This is a genomic window from Escherichia sp. WS1450 (assembly GCF_046487395.1).
In the GTDB taxonomy this organism is placed as follows: domain Bacteria; phylum Pseudomonadota; class Gammaproteobacteria; order Enterobacterales; family Enterobacteriaceae; genus Escherichia; species Escherichia coli.
Genome location: NZ_JBJQJO010000006.1, coordinates 26076 through 42705 on the forward strand (window position 1 = coordinate 26076; position 16630 = coordinate 42705).

At 49.5% G+C, this 16630-nt stretch carries 15 protein-coding genes; 10 read left to right on the forward strand and 5 right to left on the reverse strand.

Annotation, left to right across the window (positions count from 1 at the left end):
- The first annotated feature begins 169 nt into the window (after positions 1-169).
- The 7 genes from dctA to ACJHYR_RS08930 all read left to right on the forward strand — a co-directional run bounded on the left by dctA (position 170) and on the right by ACJHYR_RS08930 (position 5608).
- Positions 170-1456 (forward strand): C4-dicarboxylate transporter DctC, encoded by a 1287-nt coding sequence (dctA, locus tag ACJHYR_RS08900; RefSeq protein WP_000858214.1) that lies wholly within the window; start codon positions 170-172, stop codon positions 1454-1456.
- Between the two features lie 219 nt (positions 1457-1675).
- Positions 1676-3172, forward strand: coding sequence for a M16 family metallopeptidase (locus ACJHYR_RS08905; protein ID WP_001163160.1), 1497 nt, complete (start codon positions 1676-1678; stop codon positions 3170-3172).
- 203 nt (positions 3173-3375) lie between these two features.
- Positions 3376-3801 carry a hypothetical protein gene (locus ACJHYR_RS08910; protein ID WP_000960686.1) on the forward strand — a complete coding sequence of 142 codons (426 nt, stop codon included), beginning with the start codon at positions 3376-3378 and terminating at the stop codon, positions 3799-3801.
- A complete protein-coding gene (locus tag ACJHYR_RS08915) occupies positions 3801-4055 on the forward strand; it encodes a hypothetical protein (protein ID WP_000323301.1) in 255 nt (84 codons plus the stop codon). Before ACJHYR_RS08910 ends, ACJHYR_RS08915 begins: the two co-directional genes overlap by 1 nt.
- A gap of 111 nt (positions 4056-4166) precedes the next feature.
- Positions 4167-4634 (forward strand): hypothetical protein, encoded by a 468-nt coding sequence (locus tag ACJHYR_RS08920; RefSeq protein WP_224110744.1) that lies wholly within the window; start codon positions 4167-4169, stop codon positions 4632-4634.
- Between the two features lie 25 nt (positions 4635-4659).
- Positions 4660-4962: a hypothetical protein gene (locus ACJHYR_RS08925; RefSeq protein ID WP_000286426.1), complete on the forward strand. Its 303-nt coding sequence runs from the start codon at positions 4660-4662 to the stop codon at positions 4960-4962.
- Between the two features lie 61 nt (positions 4963-5023).
- Positions 5024-5608 carry a hypothetical protein gene (locus tag ACJHYR_RS08930; RefSeq protein ID WP_001244699.1) on the forward strand — a complete coding sequence of 195 codons (585 nt, stop codon included), beginning with the start codon at positions 5024-5026 and terminating at the stop codon, positions 5606-5608.
- Here the strand turns inward: ACJHYR_RS08930 and kdgK are convergent.
- Positions 5580-6509 (reverse strand): 2-dehydro-3-deoxygluconokinase, encoded by a 930-nt coding sequence (gene kdgK, locus ACJHYR_RS08935; protein ID WP_072837513.1) that lies wholly within the window; start codon positions 6507-6509, stop codon positions 5580-5582. The genes ACJHYR_RS08930 and kdgK overlap by 29 nt on opposite strands.
- Before the next feature lie 231 nt (positions 6510-6740).
- On the opposite strand from kdgK, the gene pdeH reads away from it, so the two are divergent.
- Complete coding sequence (gene pdeH, locus ACJHYR_RS08940) at positions 6741-7508, forward strand: cyclic-guanylate-specific phosphodiesterase (RefSeq protein ID WP_001306594.1); 768 nt, start codon at positions 6741-6743, stop codon at positions 7506-7508.
- Positions 7509-7577: 69 nt separating this feature from the next.
- Positions 7578-9638 (forward strand): AsmA family protein, encoded by a 2061-nt coding sequence (locus tag ACJHYR_RS08945; RefSeq protein WP_077248683.1) that lies wholly within the window; start codon positions 7578-7580, stop codon positions 9636-9638.
- Between the two features lie 181 nt (positions 9639-9819).
- Here ACJHYR_RS08945 and ACJHYR_RS08950 read toward each other — a convergent pair whose 3' ends face one another.
- The 3 genes from ACJHYR_RS08950 to ACJHYR_RS08960 form a co-directional block, all read right to left on the reverse strand.
- On the reverse strand, positions 9820-11142 hold the full coding sequence (locus ACJHYR_RS08950) for an MFS transporter (RefSeq protein ID WP_059328109.1): 1323 nt from the start codon (positions 11140-11142) through the stop codon (positions 9820-9822).
- A gap of 391 nt (positions 11143-11533) precedes the next feature.
- On the reverse strand, positions 11534-12547 hold the full coding sequence (yhjD, locus tag ACJHYR_RS08955; protein WP_000191259.1) for an inner membrane protein YhjD: 1014 nt from the start codon (positions 12545-12547) through the stop codon (positions 11534-11536).
- A gap of 48 nt (positions 12548-12595) precedes the next feature.
- Complete coding sequence (locus ACJHYR_RS08960) at positions 12596-13495, reverse strand: LysR family transcriptional regulator (protein WP_059328110.1); 900 nt, start codon at positions 13493-13495, stop codon at positions 12596-12598.
- A 519-nt stretch (positions 13496-14014) separates the two neighbouring features.
- Between ACJHYR_RS08960 and ACJHYR_RS08965 the strand changes: the two genes are divergently transcribed.
- Positions 14015-14617, forward strand: a complete 603-nt coding sequence (locus tag ACJHYR_RS08965; RefSeq protein WP_001167666.1) for a helix-turn-helix transcriptional regulator — start codon at positions 14015-14017, stop codon at positions 14615-14617.
- A 50-nt stretch (positions 14618-14667) separates the two neighbouring features.
- Here the strand turns inward: ACJHYR_RS08965 and ACJHYR_RS08970 are convergent, their stop codons facing one another.
- Positions 14668-16317, reverse strand: coding sequence for an alpha,alpha-trehalase (locus tag ACJHYR_RS08970; RefSeq protein ID WP_072837511.1), 1650 nt, complete (start codon positions 16315-16317; stop codon positions 14668-14670).
- Positions 16318-16630: the final 313 nt, after the last annotated feature.

A 16630-nucleotide genomic window follows, 5' to 3' on the forward strand; every position in this document is an offset into this window, starting at 1 on the left:
ATTACAAAACTTTAAAAAGTGCTGGTTTGTGCGAGCCAGCTCAAACTTTTTAACCTTTTTGTTTCAATTATGATCCAGGTACATTTCTGTGATGTTGTCTGGGTGTTATTTTAAGGCCGCAGGTACCCCATAACCTTACAAGACCTGTGGTTTTACTAAAGGACACCCTATGAAAACCTCTCTGTTTAAAAGCCTTTACTTTCAGGTCCTGACAGCGATAGCCATTGGTATTCTCCTTGGCCATTTCTATCCTGAAATAGGCGAGCAAATGAAACCGCTTGGCGACGGGTTCGTTAAGCTCATTAAGATGATCATCGCTCCTGTCATCTTTTGTACCGTCGTAACGGGCATTGCGGGCATGGAAAGCATGAAGGCGGTCGGTCGTACCGGCGCAGTCGCACTGCTTTACTTTGAAATTGTCAGTACCATCGCGCTGATTATTGGTCTTATCATCGTTAACGTCGTGCAGCCTGGTGCCGGAATGAACGTCGATCCGGCAACGCTTGATGCGAAAGCGGTAGCGGTTTACGCCGATCAGGCGAAAGACCAGGGCATTGTCGCCTTCATTATGGATGTCATCCCGGCGAGCGTCATTGGCGCATTTGCCAGCGGTAACATTCTGCAGGTGCTGCTGTTTGCCGTACTGTTTGGTTTTGCGCTCCACCGTCTGGGCAGCAAAGGCCAACTGATTTTTAACGTGATCGAAAGTTTCTCGCAGGTCATCTTCGGCATCATCAATATGATCATGCGTCTGGCACCTATTGGTGCGTTCGGGGCAATGGCGTTTACTATCGGTAAATACGGCGTCGGCACACTGGTGCAGCTGGGGCAGCTGATTATCTGTTTCTACATTACCTGTATCCTGTTTGTGGTGCTGGTATTGGGTTCAATCGCTAAAGCGACTGGTTTCAGTATCTTCAAATTTATCCGTTACATCCGTGAAGAACTGCTGATTGTACTGGGGACTTCATCTTCCGAGTCGGCGCTGCCGCGTATGCTCGACAAGATGGAGAAACTCGGCTGCCGCAAATCGGTGGTGGGGCTGGTCATCCCGACAGGCTACTCGTTTAACCTTGATGGCACATCGATATACCTGACAATGGCGGCGGTGTTTATCGCCCAGGCCACTAACAGTCAGATGGATATCGTCCACCAAATCACGCTGTTAATTGTGTTGCTGCTTTCTTCTAAAGGGGCGGCAGGGGTAACGGGTAGTGGCTTTATCGTGCTGGCGGCGACGCTCTCTGCGGTGGGCCATTTGCCGGTAGCGGGTCTGGCGCTGATCCTCGGTATCGACCGCTTTATGTCAGAAGCTCGTGCGCTGACTAACCTGGTCGGTAACGGCGTAGCGACCATTGTCGTTGCTAAGTGGGTGAAAGAACTGGACCACAAAAAACTGGACGATGTGCTGAATAATCGTGCGCCGGATGGCAAAACGCACGAATTATCCTCTTAATCTCATCACTTATGCCCGCACTCCCTTCCCCGAGTGCGGGTGTTTGCGCATAATTGACCCCTGTGCCTGAACTTACCACCTGGGTGAGTTCAGGTTTATTTCACTTCTTCCGTGACATTTTCATGTTCTTGCGGTCTAACACGAAGTGTTTTTAACGTCATTTAGACTGACCGACAACGGGCAGTTTTTTATTACCAGGATAGTTGATCAGGGGTTCACATGCAGGGCACAAAAATTCGACTTTTAGCGGGCGGTTTGCTGATGATGGCCACTGCTGGCTATGTGCAGGCAGATGCGCTCCAGCCTGATCCAGCATGGCAACAGGGGACGCTTTCCAACGGTTTACAGTGGCAAGTGCTGACCACACCCCAGCGTCCCAGCGATCGTGTTGAAATTCGCCTGCTGGTTAATACCGGTTCGCTCGCCGAAAGTACACAACAGAGCGGTTACAGCCACGCCATCCCTCGTATTGCGTTAACGCAAAGCGGTGGCCTTGAAGCAGCACAGGCGCGTTCATTGTGGCAGCAGGGGATCGACCCTAAACGCCCGATGCCGCCGGTAATTGTCTCTTATGACACCACGCTGTTTAATCTGAGTTTGCCCAATAACCGTAACGACTTGCTGAAAGAAGCGCTCTCTTATCTGGCAAATGCCACTGGCAAACTGACTATCACGCCAGAAACCATCAACCACGCGCTGCAAAGTCAGGACATGGTGGCAACCTGGCCTGCCGATACTAAAGAGGGCTGGTGGCGCTATCGTCTGAAAGGATCAACCTTGTTAGGTCACGATCCTGCCGATCCGCTGAAACAACCCGTTGAAGCGGAAAAGATTAAAGATTTCTATCAGAAATGGTATACCCCGGATGCAATGACGCTGCTGGTGGTGGGAAACGTGGATGCGCGCTCGGTCGTCGACCAAATCAATAAAACGTTTGGCGAACTGAAAGGCAAACGTGAAACACCGGCTCCGGTGCCGACGCTTTCTCCGCTGCGTGCGGAAGCGGTGAGTATTATGACTGACGCGGTGCGTCAGGACCGGTTATCAATCATGTGGGATACGCCGTGGCAGCCGATTCGTGAATCAGCCGCACTGCTGCGCTACTGGCGTGCGGACCTGGCCCGTGAGGCGCTGTTCTGGCATGTTCAGCAAGCGTTAAGCGCCAGTAACAGCAAAGATATCGGTCTTGGATTTGACTGTCGTGTGCTGTATCTGCGTGCGCAGTGTGCCATTAACATCGAATCACCAAACGACAAGCTGAGCAGCAACCTTAATCTGGTGGCGCGTGAACTGGCGAAGGTTCGCGATAAAGGTCTGCCGGAAGAAGAGTTCAATGCGTTAGTGGCGCAAAAGAAACTGGAGCTGCAGAAACTGTTTGCCGCCTATGCGCGAGCTGATACCGATATTCTGATGGGTCAGCGGATGCGTTCGTTGCAAAATCAGGTCGTTGATATCGCGCCGGAGCAATATCAGAAACTGCGCCAGGACTTCCTTAACAGCCTGACGGTGGAGATGTTAAATCAGGATCTGCGTCAGCAGTTGTCGAATGATATGGCGTTAATACTTCTGCAGCCGAAAGGCGAGCCGGAATTTAACATGAAAGCGTTGCAGGCGGCCTGGGATCAAATCATGACCCCATCTACCGCCGCTGCGACCACCTCTGTCGCCACGGATGACGTACATCCTGAAGTGACGGATATTCCCCCCGCACAGTAATAAATAACCCGGCAGCGTTTCTTCTGCGCTGCCGGGATTAACGGTAATAAATTAGTTACCGTGATATAACCGCAGATATTTTTCCGGGCACGGCGGTAGCGCGCAGATAACCATTCATTATTAAAATAAATTTACCGTAGAGTGGGTTTAATTATTTATTAGCTGAATAAATTATACCTGTGCCTACTGGAAGGAGTGAGTTTATGCTTGTGTTAAAATCACAATCGATTGGATTCAGGATTTCCACAACTTATTTATCTTTAACATATACAGAGTCTGATGGCGTCAACATTAAAGTAGATGCTCTGGAGTTAATATCAACAGAGAAAGATTATGTTCAAATTGAACTGGTCTTCACTACAGTTGCTGAAGTTAAGTGTGCTACCGTCAATTTTCATGAAGCTAACTATAACAATATTGTTATTAAGAAGGTTGATGGTGAAAATCTGGACTCCGGTATATATCAAGTAATGAATTCTGTACCGCTTGAAGAAAAAGAGAGATTATATGACCCTAAAAAACGGTTAAAGTTAAAACATTATATTATAGCAGGTTATGATAGTTATGTTGAGATTTTAGCTACTGGTTTTAGCTGTATACGATGCCAGGCAATAGATGGTGTTAAATAATGGCCTATCATATAGAAATATTGAAAATTGAAGAAACTGATAAAGTAGTAAAATATGAATTTGGACCTACATCTTCTGACTATTGTAGATCTGATTACGGCGAGTTCGTGATAGATAAAAGAACGGGTGAGATGACATTAGTCAGAATGGTTAAAAACGATTCGGCTAATAAATTTTATTTGCGAGCGAGTTTTAAGATTCTGACCTGTTGGCGAAAGGGCTATTTGCCAAAAAATGAGGAATGGGCTTCTTAATAAGTAACTTTGCATAATAAGTAAATTTTCCCATTTTTGGGGGGGCAGTCGTTGATTCTTACACAGTTTATGTTATGGGTGCCAAATTTAGGATAGGCTATGGATTTTCACTTGGATATTTTACTCCCTACACGATTCGCTCCAGAGGAACTAGATCTACAAGAGGTTATGGTTCACTGGGGTGGGGAAACCTTTCATCGCGACCCTCCGGTATACGCCTGGTGTAATCATCATCTTTTGCAGAGATGCAATCTACCGATTACTTATGGCCCACCTTTAGATGAGCACATAGACTTTAATGAATATCATGTTTACAACTTCAATGGTTCTTTAGTCGATGACCTGGAAATGGCTGTGAATAAAGGAAAGGATATTTCAACCAATCCTATAATTAAATTTATTAACAACCTGGTTAGCAAAAATTACGGGGGGTGGGTAATCTTGTCATTAGATGATGAAAAAATAGAAGTGATTAAAAATATAAGCTTCCAGTATTCTTTTCTATCATTATTAGTTGATGGACTAAAATGGGAAAGATCGCATGGGGTGGCAATATTATATAATTCACACTTAATTTAATTAATTAATGAATGAATGGAAACATATGTATCGTGTAAAGGTTGTTTGGCTTACAGAAAATGAAGGTGGCAGAAGGAGCGCACCTCCTATCGGTAGATATTATCCCGTCTCCAGGTTTCCAGAGGAGAAAACTGACTGGCAAAATAATGCATGGAGCGTTGTTTTTGAATTGGAAAAACCTAATGTAACCGATGGACGTATCGTTTCAATGGGGTGCGTTCAGTTCCTTTTCGATACCGCCCCTGAACAATGGATGACTAAGTACGAGGCATTTGAGATCTACGAAGGACCAAGAAAAGTCGCAGATGTATTATTGATAGGGAATTAATTTTATTTATGTCAGACTATTTAATTATATTTGCGACCTCAACGCATTTTCAGGAGTATAAATGCGTAACAAAAAACGCATACTATTCTTGCTAACAGTCATTCTTTGCTTAACAGGTCTTTATTCCTGCAACAAAAACTTTCTCTTACTCTGGGATGCCAATAATATGTATGTCAGCACAAGAAATAATATCGATAAAGACAAGGTAAAAATAGAATTCGGTATCAGCGTCAACACGATCAACCGAGAAACTGATGCCGAATTATTTGCTGACAAAGATAAGTATGCAGTGCTCTTCGATGGTAGCCTGAAAAATAAGATGATAAACGAATACGGAGAAAATGATTTTTTAATTACCTACGATAACCGCTGCTATTTATCATTTCGTCAATTTAAAACCAATCGTCGTCATCAACATGACTATTATTTTGGCTTCTTTAACAACAATGGGAATGTCTTCGTCACGGTCGAAATTAAAGGTGAGAACCCGCTTAAATTTACGCGTAGTTTGAATGATATGCGTCAGCAGTTTACTTCAAATTATCAGCATAGTTCGGTTCACCCCTGCAAGGCGATTAACGGAGAACGAATATCTACCCGTTCTCCGTCAAAAACCATTATTCCGGCATTGCCTCACGCGGGATAATCGCGCCGCGATACTGAATAACGGTACTTGCGGTCAGGTGCCCGCGTTTCGCCGCGTTTTCCGCACTGCCGCCCGTCAAACGTACCGCCAGATAACCGGCACTGAAAGAGTCGCCAGCTGCGGTGGTATCGATCACTTTTTCTTTCGGCAGTTTCACCGCCGGAACATCCACTAACCCTTCGCCAGCAATGGACACCAGGCAAGAATCCGCCCCGCGTTTCACCACCACTTCTTTCACGCCCGCGTTATGGGTGCGCGCAATGACGTCTTCCACCGGCTGTTGACCCCATAGCGCGTCTTCGTCGTCCAGCGTCAGGAAGGCGATATCCGTGCATTCCAGCATTTGCTGGTACACCTGCTGTGTCTCTTCTTTGCTGGCCCACAGGCGCGGACGATAGTTATTGTCGAAAATTACTTTTCCGCCGTTGGTGCGGCATTCGCGCAACAAAGAAAGCAGTTTCTCGCGGCTGGTCGGGCTTAAGATCGCCAGGCTAATCCCGCTCAGGTAGAGATAATCGAAATTCGCCAGCTCTTCGCAAATCGCCGCAGACTGCTCGCTCTCCAGCCAGAATTTGGCGGCGGCTTCGTTACGCCAGTAGTAGAACGTACGTTCGCCGGTGCTGTCGGTTTCAATGTAGTAAAGGCCCGGAAGACGGTTTTCCATCCGTTGGGTCAGGGAAGTATCAACGTTCTCGCCGTGCCAGGCGTCCAGCATTTGCTGGCTAAAACTGTCCGTTCCCAGCGCCGTTACGTAATGAACGGTTAATGCCGCAGGATCGACCTGACGGGCGATATAGACGGAGGTGTTCAGGGTATCGCCGCCGAAACCGCGCTTAACGTCCGCGCCTTTCTCGGAAAGCTCAATCATGCATTCGCCAATCACGGCAATCTTTTTGGACATAGTCGTGAACCTGATCTGTAAAAAATTAGCGTTAGTTTGCGCTGTGGTGGTTTGCTGGTCAACCATATTAAAACAGTGTTCCATTATTTTTTTGAGCCAGAACGTATTCCTGAAAGATTCCGTTGTGGAGTGGGGAAATTTAACCCGGCCAGGCGGTAAAGTTCTGCCCTTGCGCGCCGATAATCTTTGTCGAGTCCGGGCAGCATCACTTTTAAACACAGGACATCTTTGATGATAAGGCAGGTTATCCAGCGGATAAGCAACCCTGAAGCAAGCATCGAGAGCTTGCAGGAACGGCGTTTTTGGTTGCAGTGTGAGCGTGCTTACACCTGGCAGCCGATCTATCAAACATGCGGGCGGTTAATGGCCGTGGAGCTATTAACGGTGGTCACGCATCCCTTGAACCCTTCGCAACGCCTGCCGCCGGATCGCTATTTTACTGAAATCACCGTCAGCTATCGGATGGAGGTTGTGAAAGAGCAGATTGATTTGCTGGCGCAAAAAGCCGACTTCTTTGTAGAGCACGACCTGCTGGCATCGGTCAATATTGATGGCCCTACGCTCATCGCCCTGCGTCAGCAACCAAAAATCCTGCGCCAGATTGAGCGTCTTCCCTGGCTGCGTTTCGAACTGGTGGAACACATCCGTCTGCCGAAAGATTCAACCTTTGCCTCGATGTGTGAATTTGGCCCGCTGTGGCTGGATGATTTTGGCACCGGGATGGCAAATTTCTCTGCGCTAAGTGAAGTGCGTTATGACTACATCAAAATCGCGCGAGAGCTGTTTGTGATGCTGCGTCAGTCGCCGGAAGGACGCACACTCTTTTCTCAGCTTTTACATCTCATGAATCGCTATTGTCGCGGGGTGATCGTCGAGGGCGTAGAAACGCCGGAAGAGTGGCGTGATGTTCAGAACTCGCCCGCATTCGCCGCACAAGGCTGGTTTCTTTCACGCCCGGCACCGATAGAAACGCTGAATACGGCGGTTCTGGCGCTATAAGCTGCCTCATTTTCCGCCTGGCTGGACTATCTTTAGGACTGGCACAGGAAGAATATGAGGAAGCGAACGATGAGCAAGGCAGGCAAAATAACCGCTGCGATTTCAGGGGCTTTCTTGTTGTTGATTGTCGTGGCGATCATTTTGATTGCAACTTTTGACTGGAATCGCCTTAAACCGACCATCAACCAGAAAGTCTCTACTGAACTGAATCGTCCGTTCGCTATCCGTGGCGATCTGGGCGTGGAGTGGGAGCGACAAAAACAAGAAACTGGCTGGCGCAGCTGGGTGCCGTGGCCCCATGTACACGCGGAAGACATCATTCTTGGCAATCCACCGGATATTCCCGAAGTCACGATGGTGCATTTGCCACGCGTAGAGGCAACGCTGGCACCGTTGGCGCTGCTGACCAAAACGGTCTGGCTACCGTGGATCAAACTGGAAAAGCCCGACGCACGCCTGATTCGCCTCTCTGAAAAGAACAATAACTGGACCTTTAATCTCGCCAACGATGACAACAAAGACACGAATGCAAAGCTGTCGGCATGGTCGTTTCGGCTGGATAATATTCTGTTCGATCAAGGGCGGATCGCCATTGATGACAAAGTAAGCAAAGCGGATCTGGAAATTTTTGTCGATCCGTTAGGCAAGCCGCTGCCGTTCAGCGAAGTTACTGGATCGAAAGGTAAAGCGGATAAAGAAAAGGTGGGCGATTACGTTTTTGGCCTGAAGGCGCAGGGACGTTATAACGGAGAGCCGCTCGCGGGTAAGGGGAAAATTGGCGGTATGCTGGCGCTGCGTGGCGAAGGGACGCCGTTTCCGGTACAGGCTGATTTCCGCTCTGGTAACACCCGTGTTGCTTTTGATGGCGTTGTGAATGACCCAATGAAGATGGGTGGTGTCGATTTACGGCTTAAATTTTCTGGCGATTCGCTGGGTGATCTCTATGAACTGACGGGCGTTCTGCTGCCCGATACCCCGCCGTTTGAAACGGATGGTCGGCTGGTAGCGAAAATCGACACTGAAAAATCGTCGGTCTTTGATTATCGCGGTTTTAATGGGCGCATTGGCGATAGCGATATCCACGGTTCTCTGGTCTACACCACCGGCAAGCCACGACCAAAACTAGAAGGTGATGTCGAGTCGCGGCAATTGCGGCTGGCGGACCTGGGACCGTTGATTGGCGTTGATTCCGGGAAAGGAGCTGAAAAGTCGAAACGGTCTGAACAGAAGAAGGGTGAAAAAAGCATTCAGCCTGCGGGCAAAGTGCTGCCTTATGACCGCTTCGAAACCGATAAATGGGACGTTATGGATGCCGATGTTCGCTTCAAAGGGCGGCGCATTGAGCATGGCAGTAGCCTGCCGATTAGCGATCTTTCTACTCATATCATCCTCAAAAATGCTGACCTGCGCCTGCAACCGCTGAAATTTGGCATGGCGGGCGGCAGCATTGCGGCGAATATTCATCTGGAGGGCGATAAAAAACCGATGCAGGGGCGGGCGGATATTCAGGCTCGTCGGCTGAAACTGAAAGAACTGATGCCCGATGTAGAACTGATGCAGAAGACGCTGGGGGAAATGAACGGTGACGCGGAACTACGCGGTAGCGGTAACTCGGTGGCGGCGCTTTTAGGCAACAGTAACGGCAACCTGAAACTGCTGATGAATGACGGGCTGGTGAGCCGCAACCTGATGGAGATTGTCGGGCTGAATGTCGGTAACTACATTGTCGGTGCGATATTTGGTGACGATGAGGTGCGGGTGAACTGTGCGGCGGCGAATCTGGATATTGCCAACGGCGTGGCGCGTCCGCAGATTTTTGCTTTCGATACTGAGAACGCGTTGATTAACATTACCGGCACGGCAAGTTTTGCTTCGGAACAGCTGGATTTGACTATTGATCCGGAGAGTAAAGGAATTCGGATTATCACACTGCGTTCGCCGCTGTATGTGCGTGGGACGTTTAAAAATCCGCAGGCTGGGGTGAAAGCCGGGCCGTTGATTGCTCGCGGAGCCGTTGCGGCGGCACTGGCAACGCTGGTTACGCCAGCGGCGGCGTTACTGGCGCTGATCTCACCTTCCGAAGGGGAGGCTAATCAGTGTCGGACGATATTGTCGCAGATGAAGAAGTGATGATAATTGCCGGATGTCTGACATCCGGCAATTAAACAGATTTAGAGTGTTGGCAAAGTGTGCTTTGTTCATGCCGGATGCGGCGTGAACGCCTTATCCGTCCTACAAATCTTTGCGAATTCAATATATTGTATGGAAATTCAGGCCTGATAAGCGTAGCGCATCAGGCTTTTCACTCTTATTACAACGATTGATGTCGCGTCTCATGGGTCAGCAGTAGGGCGATTAAGGTCAAGCCAGCCATCGTCGCCAGATATAACCCCACCGCACCTAACCCGTAGTTAGTCTGCAACCAGGCTGCGATATACGGCGCAACGGAAGCCCCGAGAATCGACGCTACGTTGTAAGAGAACGATGCTCCGGTGTAACGCACTTCTGTCGGGAACAGCTCTGGTAACAGCGCGCCCATCGGCCCGAAGGTCAGTCCCATCAGACTTAACCCCAGCAGCAGGAAGGCAAAAACCAGAATCGGGTTGCCAGAACCGAGCAGCGGGTTAAAGGCGAACAGCGCGAACAGGATGATCAGCGTGGTGATGATTACCATGCTTTTACGGCGACCAAAGGCATCAGCCAGTAATCCGGCGACTGGCACCATCACGCCAAAACCAATAACTGCCATCATCAGCATCCACAACACTTCGTTACGCGGCAGGCCAAGCCCAACTGGCGCGGCGGCGGTACTAAAGGTCATAGAGTAGACCGTCATGATGTAAAACAGCGTATAGGTTGCCAGCATGATGAAGGTACCGAGCACCGTGACGCGTACGTGTTTGGTCAGCAGCGTACCCAGCGGGATCTTCACCTGCTTTTTCGCTTTAGCGACTTTCTCAAACACCGGCGACTCATGCAGCGACACGCGAACATACAGGCCGATAATGACCAGCACCGCTGAGAAGATAAATGGCACACGCCAGCCCCAGCTCATAAACTGCTCGTCGGTCAGTAGCCAGGAAAGCAGCAAGAAAGTGCCGTTGGCAAAGAAGAAGCCAATCGGTGCGCCCAGCTGCGGGAAGGAGCCATACAGTGCACGTTTGCGCGGTGGGGCGTTTTCAGTCGCCAGCAGCGCCGCGCCGCCCCATTCACCGCCTAAGCCCAGACCCTGACCAAATCGAGCCAGCGCCAGCAGCAGCGGGGCGAAAATACCAATCGTGGCATAGCCCGGCAGCAGACCAATCACCACGGTCGAAATCCCCATCGTTAGCAACGAGGCGACCAGCGTCGCTTTACGCCCAACGCGATCGCCAAAATGACCAAAAACGGCAGAGCCAATGGGGCGCGCGACGAAGGCGATGGCGAAGGTGGCGAGCGACTGGAGCGTTGCTGCCGTAGGATCGCCCTGTGGGAAGAAGATATGCGGAAACACAATAACGGCCGCAGTGGCGTAAATGTAAAAGTCGAAAAACTCAATGGCCGTGCCAATGAGAGAGGCGACAAGGACTTTATTACGCGAGTTGATCGGCGTGTATTCTTGCTCGTGGTCGAGTGTTGTGGCTGTTGCTTGCATAATCTTTTCTTATTTTTTGGCTAACGAATAGCCATATTACGCACAGCAAAAGTGATATTTCAATGTGTAACAAATCGCGGAAATGGTCAAAAACCAGGCAAAAAGGGGATAATGTTTAGGCCAGTGATTTTTCTTCTATGAAATGCTTCACATAATTTTATAAATAGTGGATAAAACTGGTTTCAGGTTAAATAAAAGTTACCAACTGGATTTATATGCTGGGGTTATGAGTTGGTATGAAATTGTTTGCTCCTGAAGAAATGTAGTTTCAGGTGGTTATGTGCATGTCATTGCCTGGTCTCTGGCTGGCTTGTACCCCCTCACCCTAATCCTCTCCCCGAAGGGGCGAGGGGATCGACCGTGCGTTTATCAGGCATTATAAACCATTGAATTACCGCTGCGTTTTCCCCGGCATTCGCGGGTCATCTTTATATTCGGCGGTGGCAATCCACGCCGCGCAAAACAGCGTCAAACGGGCGAAGAAGTAGAAAAACGCCATCAGTCCCAGCACGGAACCAAATGCTGCGCCAGAGGGGGATTTCATCAGCGATGGCAGGGTGTAGGTCATCACGATTTTAATCACTTCAAAACCAATCGCAGCCAGAAATGTTCCGCGAATCAGGGCTTTTTTGCGCGGACGGTGGCGCGGCAAGCGCCAGAAGATCCAGAAGAAAAGCAGATAGTTGGCGAAGATGGAAATCGCCAGGCCAATCAACCGCCACGTCGGTTTCAGCCACTCAATGCTGTTCAGGTGCAGGGCGCTAATAATCATTTGCTGCGCCGAACCGGCAACCGAGGTGATCGAAAGCGTCACAATCAGTGCAATCAACAAACCAATCAGCGAAATAAAATCACGCAGATATTTTACCCAGAACTTCTCCTGATCTTGCGGCGAGCGTTCCCAGACATCGCGCGACTGGGCGCGAATCGCTTCACGCAGGTTACCCATCCAGTTGATGCCGGAATAAAGCGCCACCGCCAGGCCGACAAGCCCTACGGTAGTACGCTGCTGAACGGCGGTGTTGATGGTGTTTTTCAACGTGGCGGCTAGCGTCGGATCGCTGATGTTTTGCAGAATTTTGTCGAAGATATCCTGTAGCAACATCGGATGGGAGGCCAGCACAAAGCCCCCTGCGGCAAACGACACCATCAAAATCGGGATCATCGATAAAAATGAGAAATAGGTGATAGCCGCACCAAACTGGTTACCCAGCCGATCGTTAAAGCGTTCTGTTGCGCGAATCAGGTGCGCAATAACCGGTTGGCGTTGGACTTTTTCGGCAGTGGTGGTGACGGTTTCCAGCGCCTGGCTAACTTTGCCGCCTTTCTCGCTATTATCCAACTGCTTAATCGGCTCGTGCTCCAGATCCTGGGTGGGACGTTTGATCTCGTTTTCCTGCGTCATCCGCTCTTTTGTCCTTCTGTCGTGGTCATTCTTAAAAAGTATAGTCGGTCAGTCCATGTACTCTTTCATTACGCCAGCCAGCCACTGCATAAACAGGTTTACACGCCGGGAAAGCTCCCGACGCTGCGGATAAATCAGCGAAAGGGAGAGCGGCTCGGCACGGTAGCCAGGCAACACTTCAATAAGCCGCCCGGCACGCAGGGCTTCGCGCACGGCAATGCGCGGGATCTGAATAATCCCCAGACCGGCAAGACCGGCGGCGAGATAGTTTTCGCGACTGTTTACCGTCAACATGCCGCCAGACTTAAACCACTGGACGCCATTAACGCTGGCAACCTCAAAACCTAACGGATGTACACCCAGGTGCGGTGTGTAACGCACTATTGCGTGCGAAGTCAGATCGTCGGGGCTTTGAGGATAACCAAAGCGCGTCAGATAGTGTGGACTGGCACAATTGACCACGGTCAGTTTGCCGAGGGGACGGGCGATAACGCCATCTTCCGGTGACGCGCCAGTGCGTATCACGCAATCAAAACCATCGTGAAGAATATCTACCGGACGGTCATGGCTACTCAGCTCCAGCTCAATTCCCGGATGCAGATAGAGAAATTCCGACAGACGCGGCAGTAACAGGCTTTTCGCGATTCCTGGCGGGATGTCGATGCGTAATTTACCGCTGATACTGGTGGCATCCTGTTGAAACAGACCGTCCAGTTCGTTGAGATTACTCAACACATCTTTTGCCCGTTGATAATAGGTCATGCCTTCTGGCGTGAGTTTGACCCGCCGCGTGGTGCGCTGGAGAAGCTGGGTGCCAAGTTGATGTTCCAGTGCCTGTATCTGGCGCGAAACACTTCCCTTTGGCAAAGCAAAGAAATCCGCTGCGCGGGAAAAACTTTCCAGCTCAGCGACTTTGATGAACAACTGCATTGCGTGAATTTTATCCATTTCTTTGACCGATTGTTGTTCACAGCGAAACAGTAGCGCGCATATCGCATTGTTTATTGTTTTTTCTAACATCTTATGCCGGGTTTCACAATGTTGTCATGACGAATGTGGCGATTTCTCAGCAGGAAAAGGGCGGAATAGCTTTATGAGAAAGGTGAATTTCCCTAAACAGAGCGTTTTTTTCAGCGATTCCCTTTAAAGTGAACAGAGGACGTGTTGGCTATTTGTGCTTATTTTTGTCTCATTGCCGTTTGTTATTTTTGCTTGTGGTCGCGGAGTTTCATTTTTAATTGCATGCGTACTAACCATCAATATAAGGAAATCCTCAAAATTGTTTTAAATAGTGCCCTCGACATGTAATTTCAGGCGTTTAGCTGTAACTATTTATATCGGTAACTATTTTCTACGCGTCATCTCTGTAGAATGGCCACCGCCAAATGGCGAATTCTTATTTTTTCTCGCGGGTAATACCCTTCCACTACTTAAGTCTTTTTAACGTATTCAGGTGGAGATTCAGTTATGCAAATAGTCATGTTTGACAGGCAGTCAATATTTATTCATGGAATGAAAATCAGTTTACAGCAGCGTATTCCAGGAGTGAGTATTCAGGGGGCCGGTCAGGCAGACGAGTTATGGCAAAAGCTGGAAAGTTACCCTGAAGCCTTAGTGATGCTCGATGGCGATCAGGATGGTGAGTTTTGCTACTGGTTGCTGCAAAAAACCGTGGTGCAATTTCCTGAGGTTAAGGTGTTAATTACGGCGACGGATTGTAATAAACGGTGGTTACAGGAAGTTATCCATTTTAATGTGCTGGCCATTGTGCCTCGTGATTCAACCGTCGAGACATTTGCGTTGGCGGTAAATAGTGCGGCGATGGGGATGATGTTTCTGCCTGGAGACTGGCGGACGACGCCGGAAAAGGACATTAAAGATCTCAAATCGTTAAGCGCCCGCCAGCGGGAGATTTTAACCATGTTAGCGGCGGGCGAATCAAATAAAGAGATCGGCAGGGCGCTGAATATCAGTACCGGAACGGTAAAAGCGCATCTGGAATCCCTGTATCGCCGTCTGGAAGTGAAAAATCGCACCCAGGCGGCAATGATGTTAAATATCTCCTCCTGAAGAGGATAATTTTACAGCCAGCAGGAAGTTAGCGGCTGGCTGTAAAAATATTATGGTTCGCCGTACAAACCAATTAAACGGCGTACCACACCGTTAGTCCAGCCAAACCCATCCTGCAACGGATACTCGCCACCGCCGCCTTCGCGGGGAACACCATCGGCAATATGGTATTTCTCGATCAGTTTGTGCTGTTCCAGATAGAACTGATTCACCGTCTTCAGCCAGCTGCGCGCGATTTCATCACCCAGAAGGTCATCGCCATACATTTTAAATCCCTGAATCGCCATCCATTGTAACGGTGCCCAGCCGTTGGGTTTATCCCACTGTTCACCGGTTTCGTACTCGCTTGCCAGAATCCCGCCAGTTGTCAGTAACCGACTGCGCACGGCGTTTGCCAGACGATCGGCCTGTTCATGGTTCGCCATACCGACATAGAGCGGCACAATGGCGGCAGCGGAAAACAGCGCCAGTTGTTCGCGTCGCCAGTCGTAATCGCGGTAGATACCGTTTTCATCATCCCAGAGGTAACGGTTTACCGCATCGCGACGGGCACTGGCTTTCTGGCGGAACAGCGCTTCTGTCTCTTTCTCGCCTTTCAGCGCCGAGATGTTGGCGATGGCGCTCTCCAGTTTAAACAGGAAGGCATTCAGATCGATGGGGATGAACTGGGTGGTACGAATGCTCGCCAGACGACCAGTATCACGCAGCCAGCGGGAAGAGTAATCCCAACCGGAGGCCGCCCCCGCGCGTAAATCGCGGTACACCTCGTTGGGCGGGCGACCAGAATGTTTCGCGGTTTCAACGTCCTCAAGCCAGGATTCGTCACGCGGTGTGTCGCGATCGTCCCAGTAACGGTTGAGCAGCGATCCGTCCGGCATCCGCACAACATGGCGATAGGCCTGATTAGGGATCAACGATTCTGCACCGTCCATCCAGAAGGCATATTCCATTTTCAGGTGGTCGAGATAGCGGCGCGCACCGCGTACACCATCTTCTTCAAACAACTCCACCATCAGCGCAAAAACCGGTGGTTGCGAGCGGCTCAAATAATAGGTGCGGTTGCCGTTGGGGATGTGACCGTAGTTTTCGATCATCCAGGCGAAGTTATCGGCCATGCATTTCAGCAAATCTTCCCGACCACTTTCCGCCAGCCCCAGCATGGTGAAATAGGAATCCCAATAGTAGGTTTCGCTAAAACGGCCGCCCGGGACAATATATGACTGCGGCAGCGCCAGCAGAGAAGACCACGGAATGTGATCCTGTGGTTCGCGGGTTAGCACCGGCCACAGCTGGTCGATATGCTCTTTCAGGGAATTTTGCGGGTCCGATACATACTCGCTGGAGTAGACCTCCGGTAGCCAGAAGTGGTTTTCAACAAACTTGCGCAAGTCAAAATCACGATGACGGCGCACTTTACGGTAGCGGATTAAAATATCCAGCGGGTCCATTTTAGGTGCGCAGTCGGGAAAGGTTTTACTGTCGGGGAAAATTTTCGCCGACTGAACATGCTCGAACAGTTCGAGATAGCGATCGGCAGGCGTCAGCGCATCAGAGGCGGGCAGCCCTTCAATCATCTCGGGTTCCGGTTCTGCCTCGATCATCTCATCCAGTTTTAATTCATACGGGTCCAGCTCATAGCAGAGATCGACCTCGATCATCAGTTCGTCTGGATTAGGGTTTTGAATTTTCTGATTGAGCATAAGGATCCAACCTCCGAAATTCGTCGCTAATTATCGGGCTTTTCTTTAAGGGTAGTCATTCGCTCCGCCTGGTGGGCGACAAACCGTGCGGTGGATCACGTTTATTAACCTGTCAAAAAATATAACGCACTAATATCCATGGAATTTATAAAAATACAGATTTCGTGTTGTTTTTCATTTTCAGAACATTCAATCCTGCTCTCGCCGCAATCATGTTATGCCATTCCTGATCTGGATAATAGGCACAGGCTATCTTATTGATAGTTTATATTCATGTAATTGATTGATTCCTATCAAAAAGCGTATCTCCCTG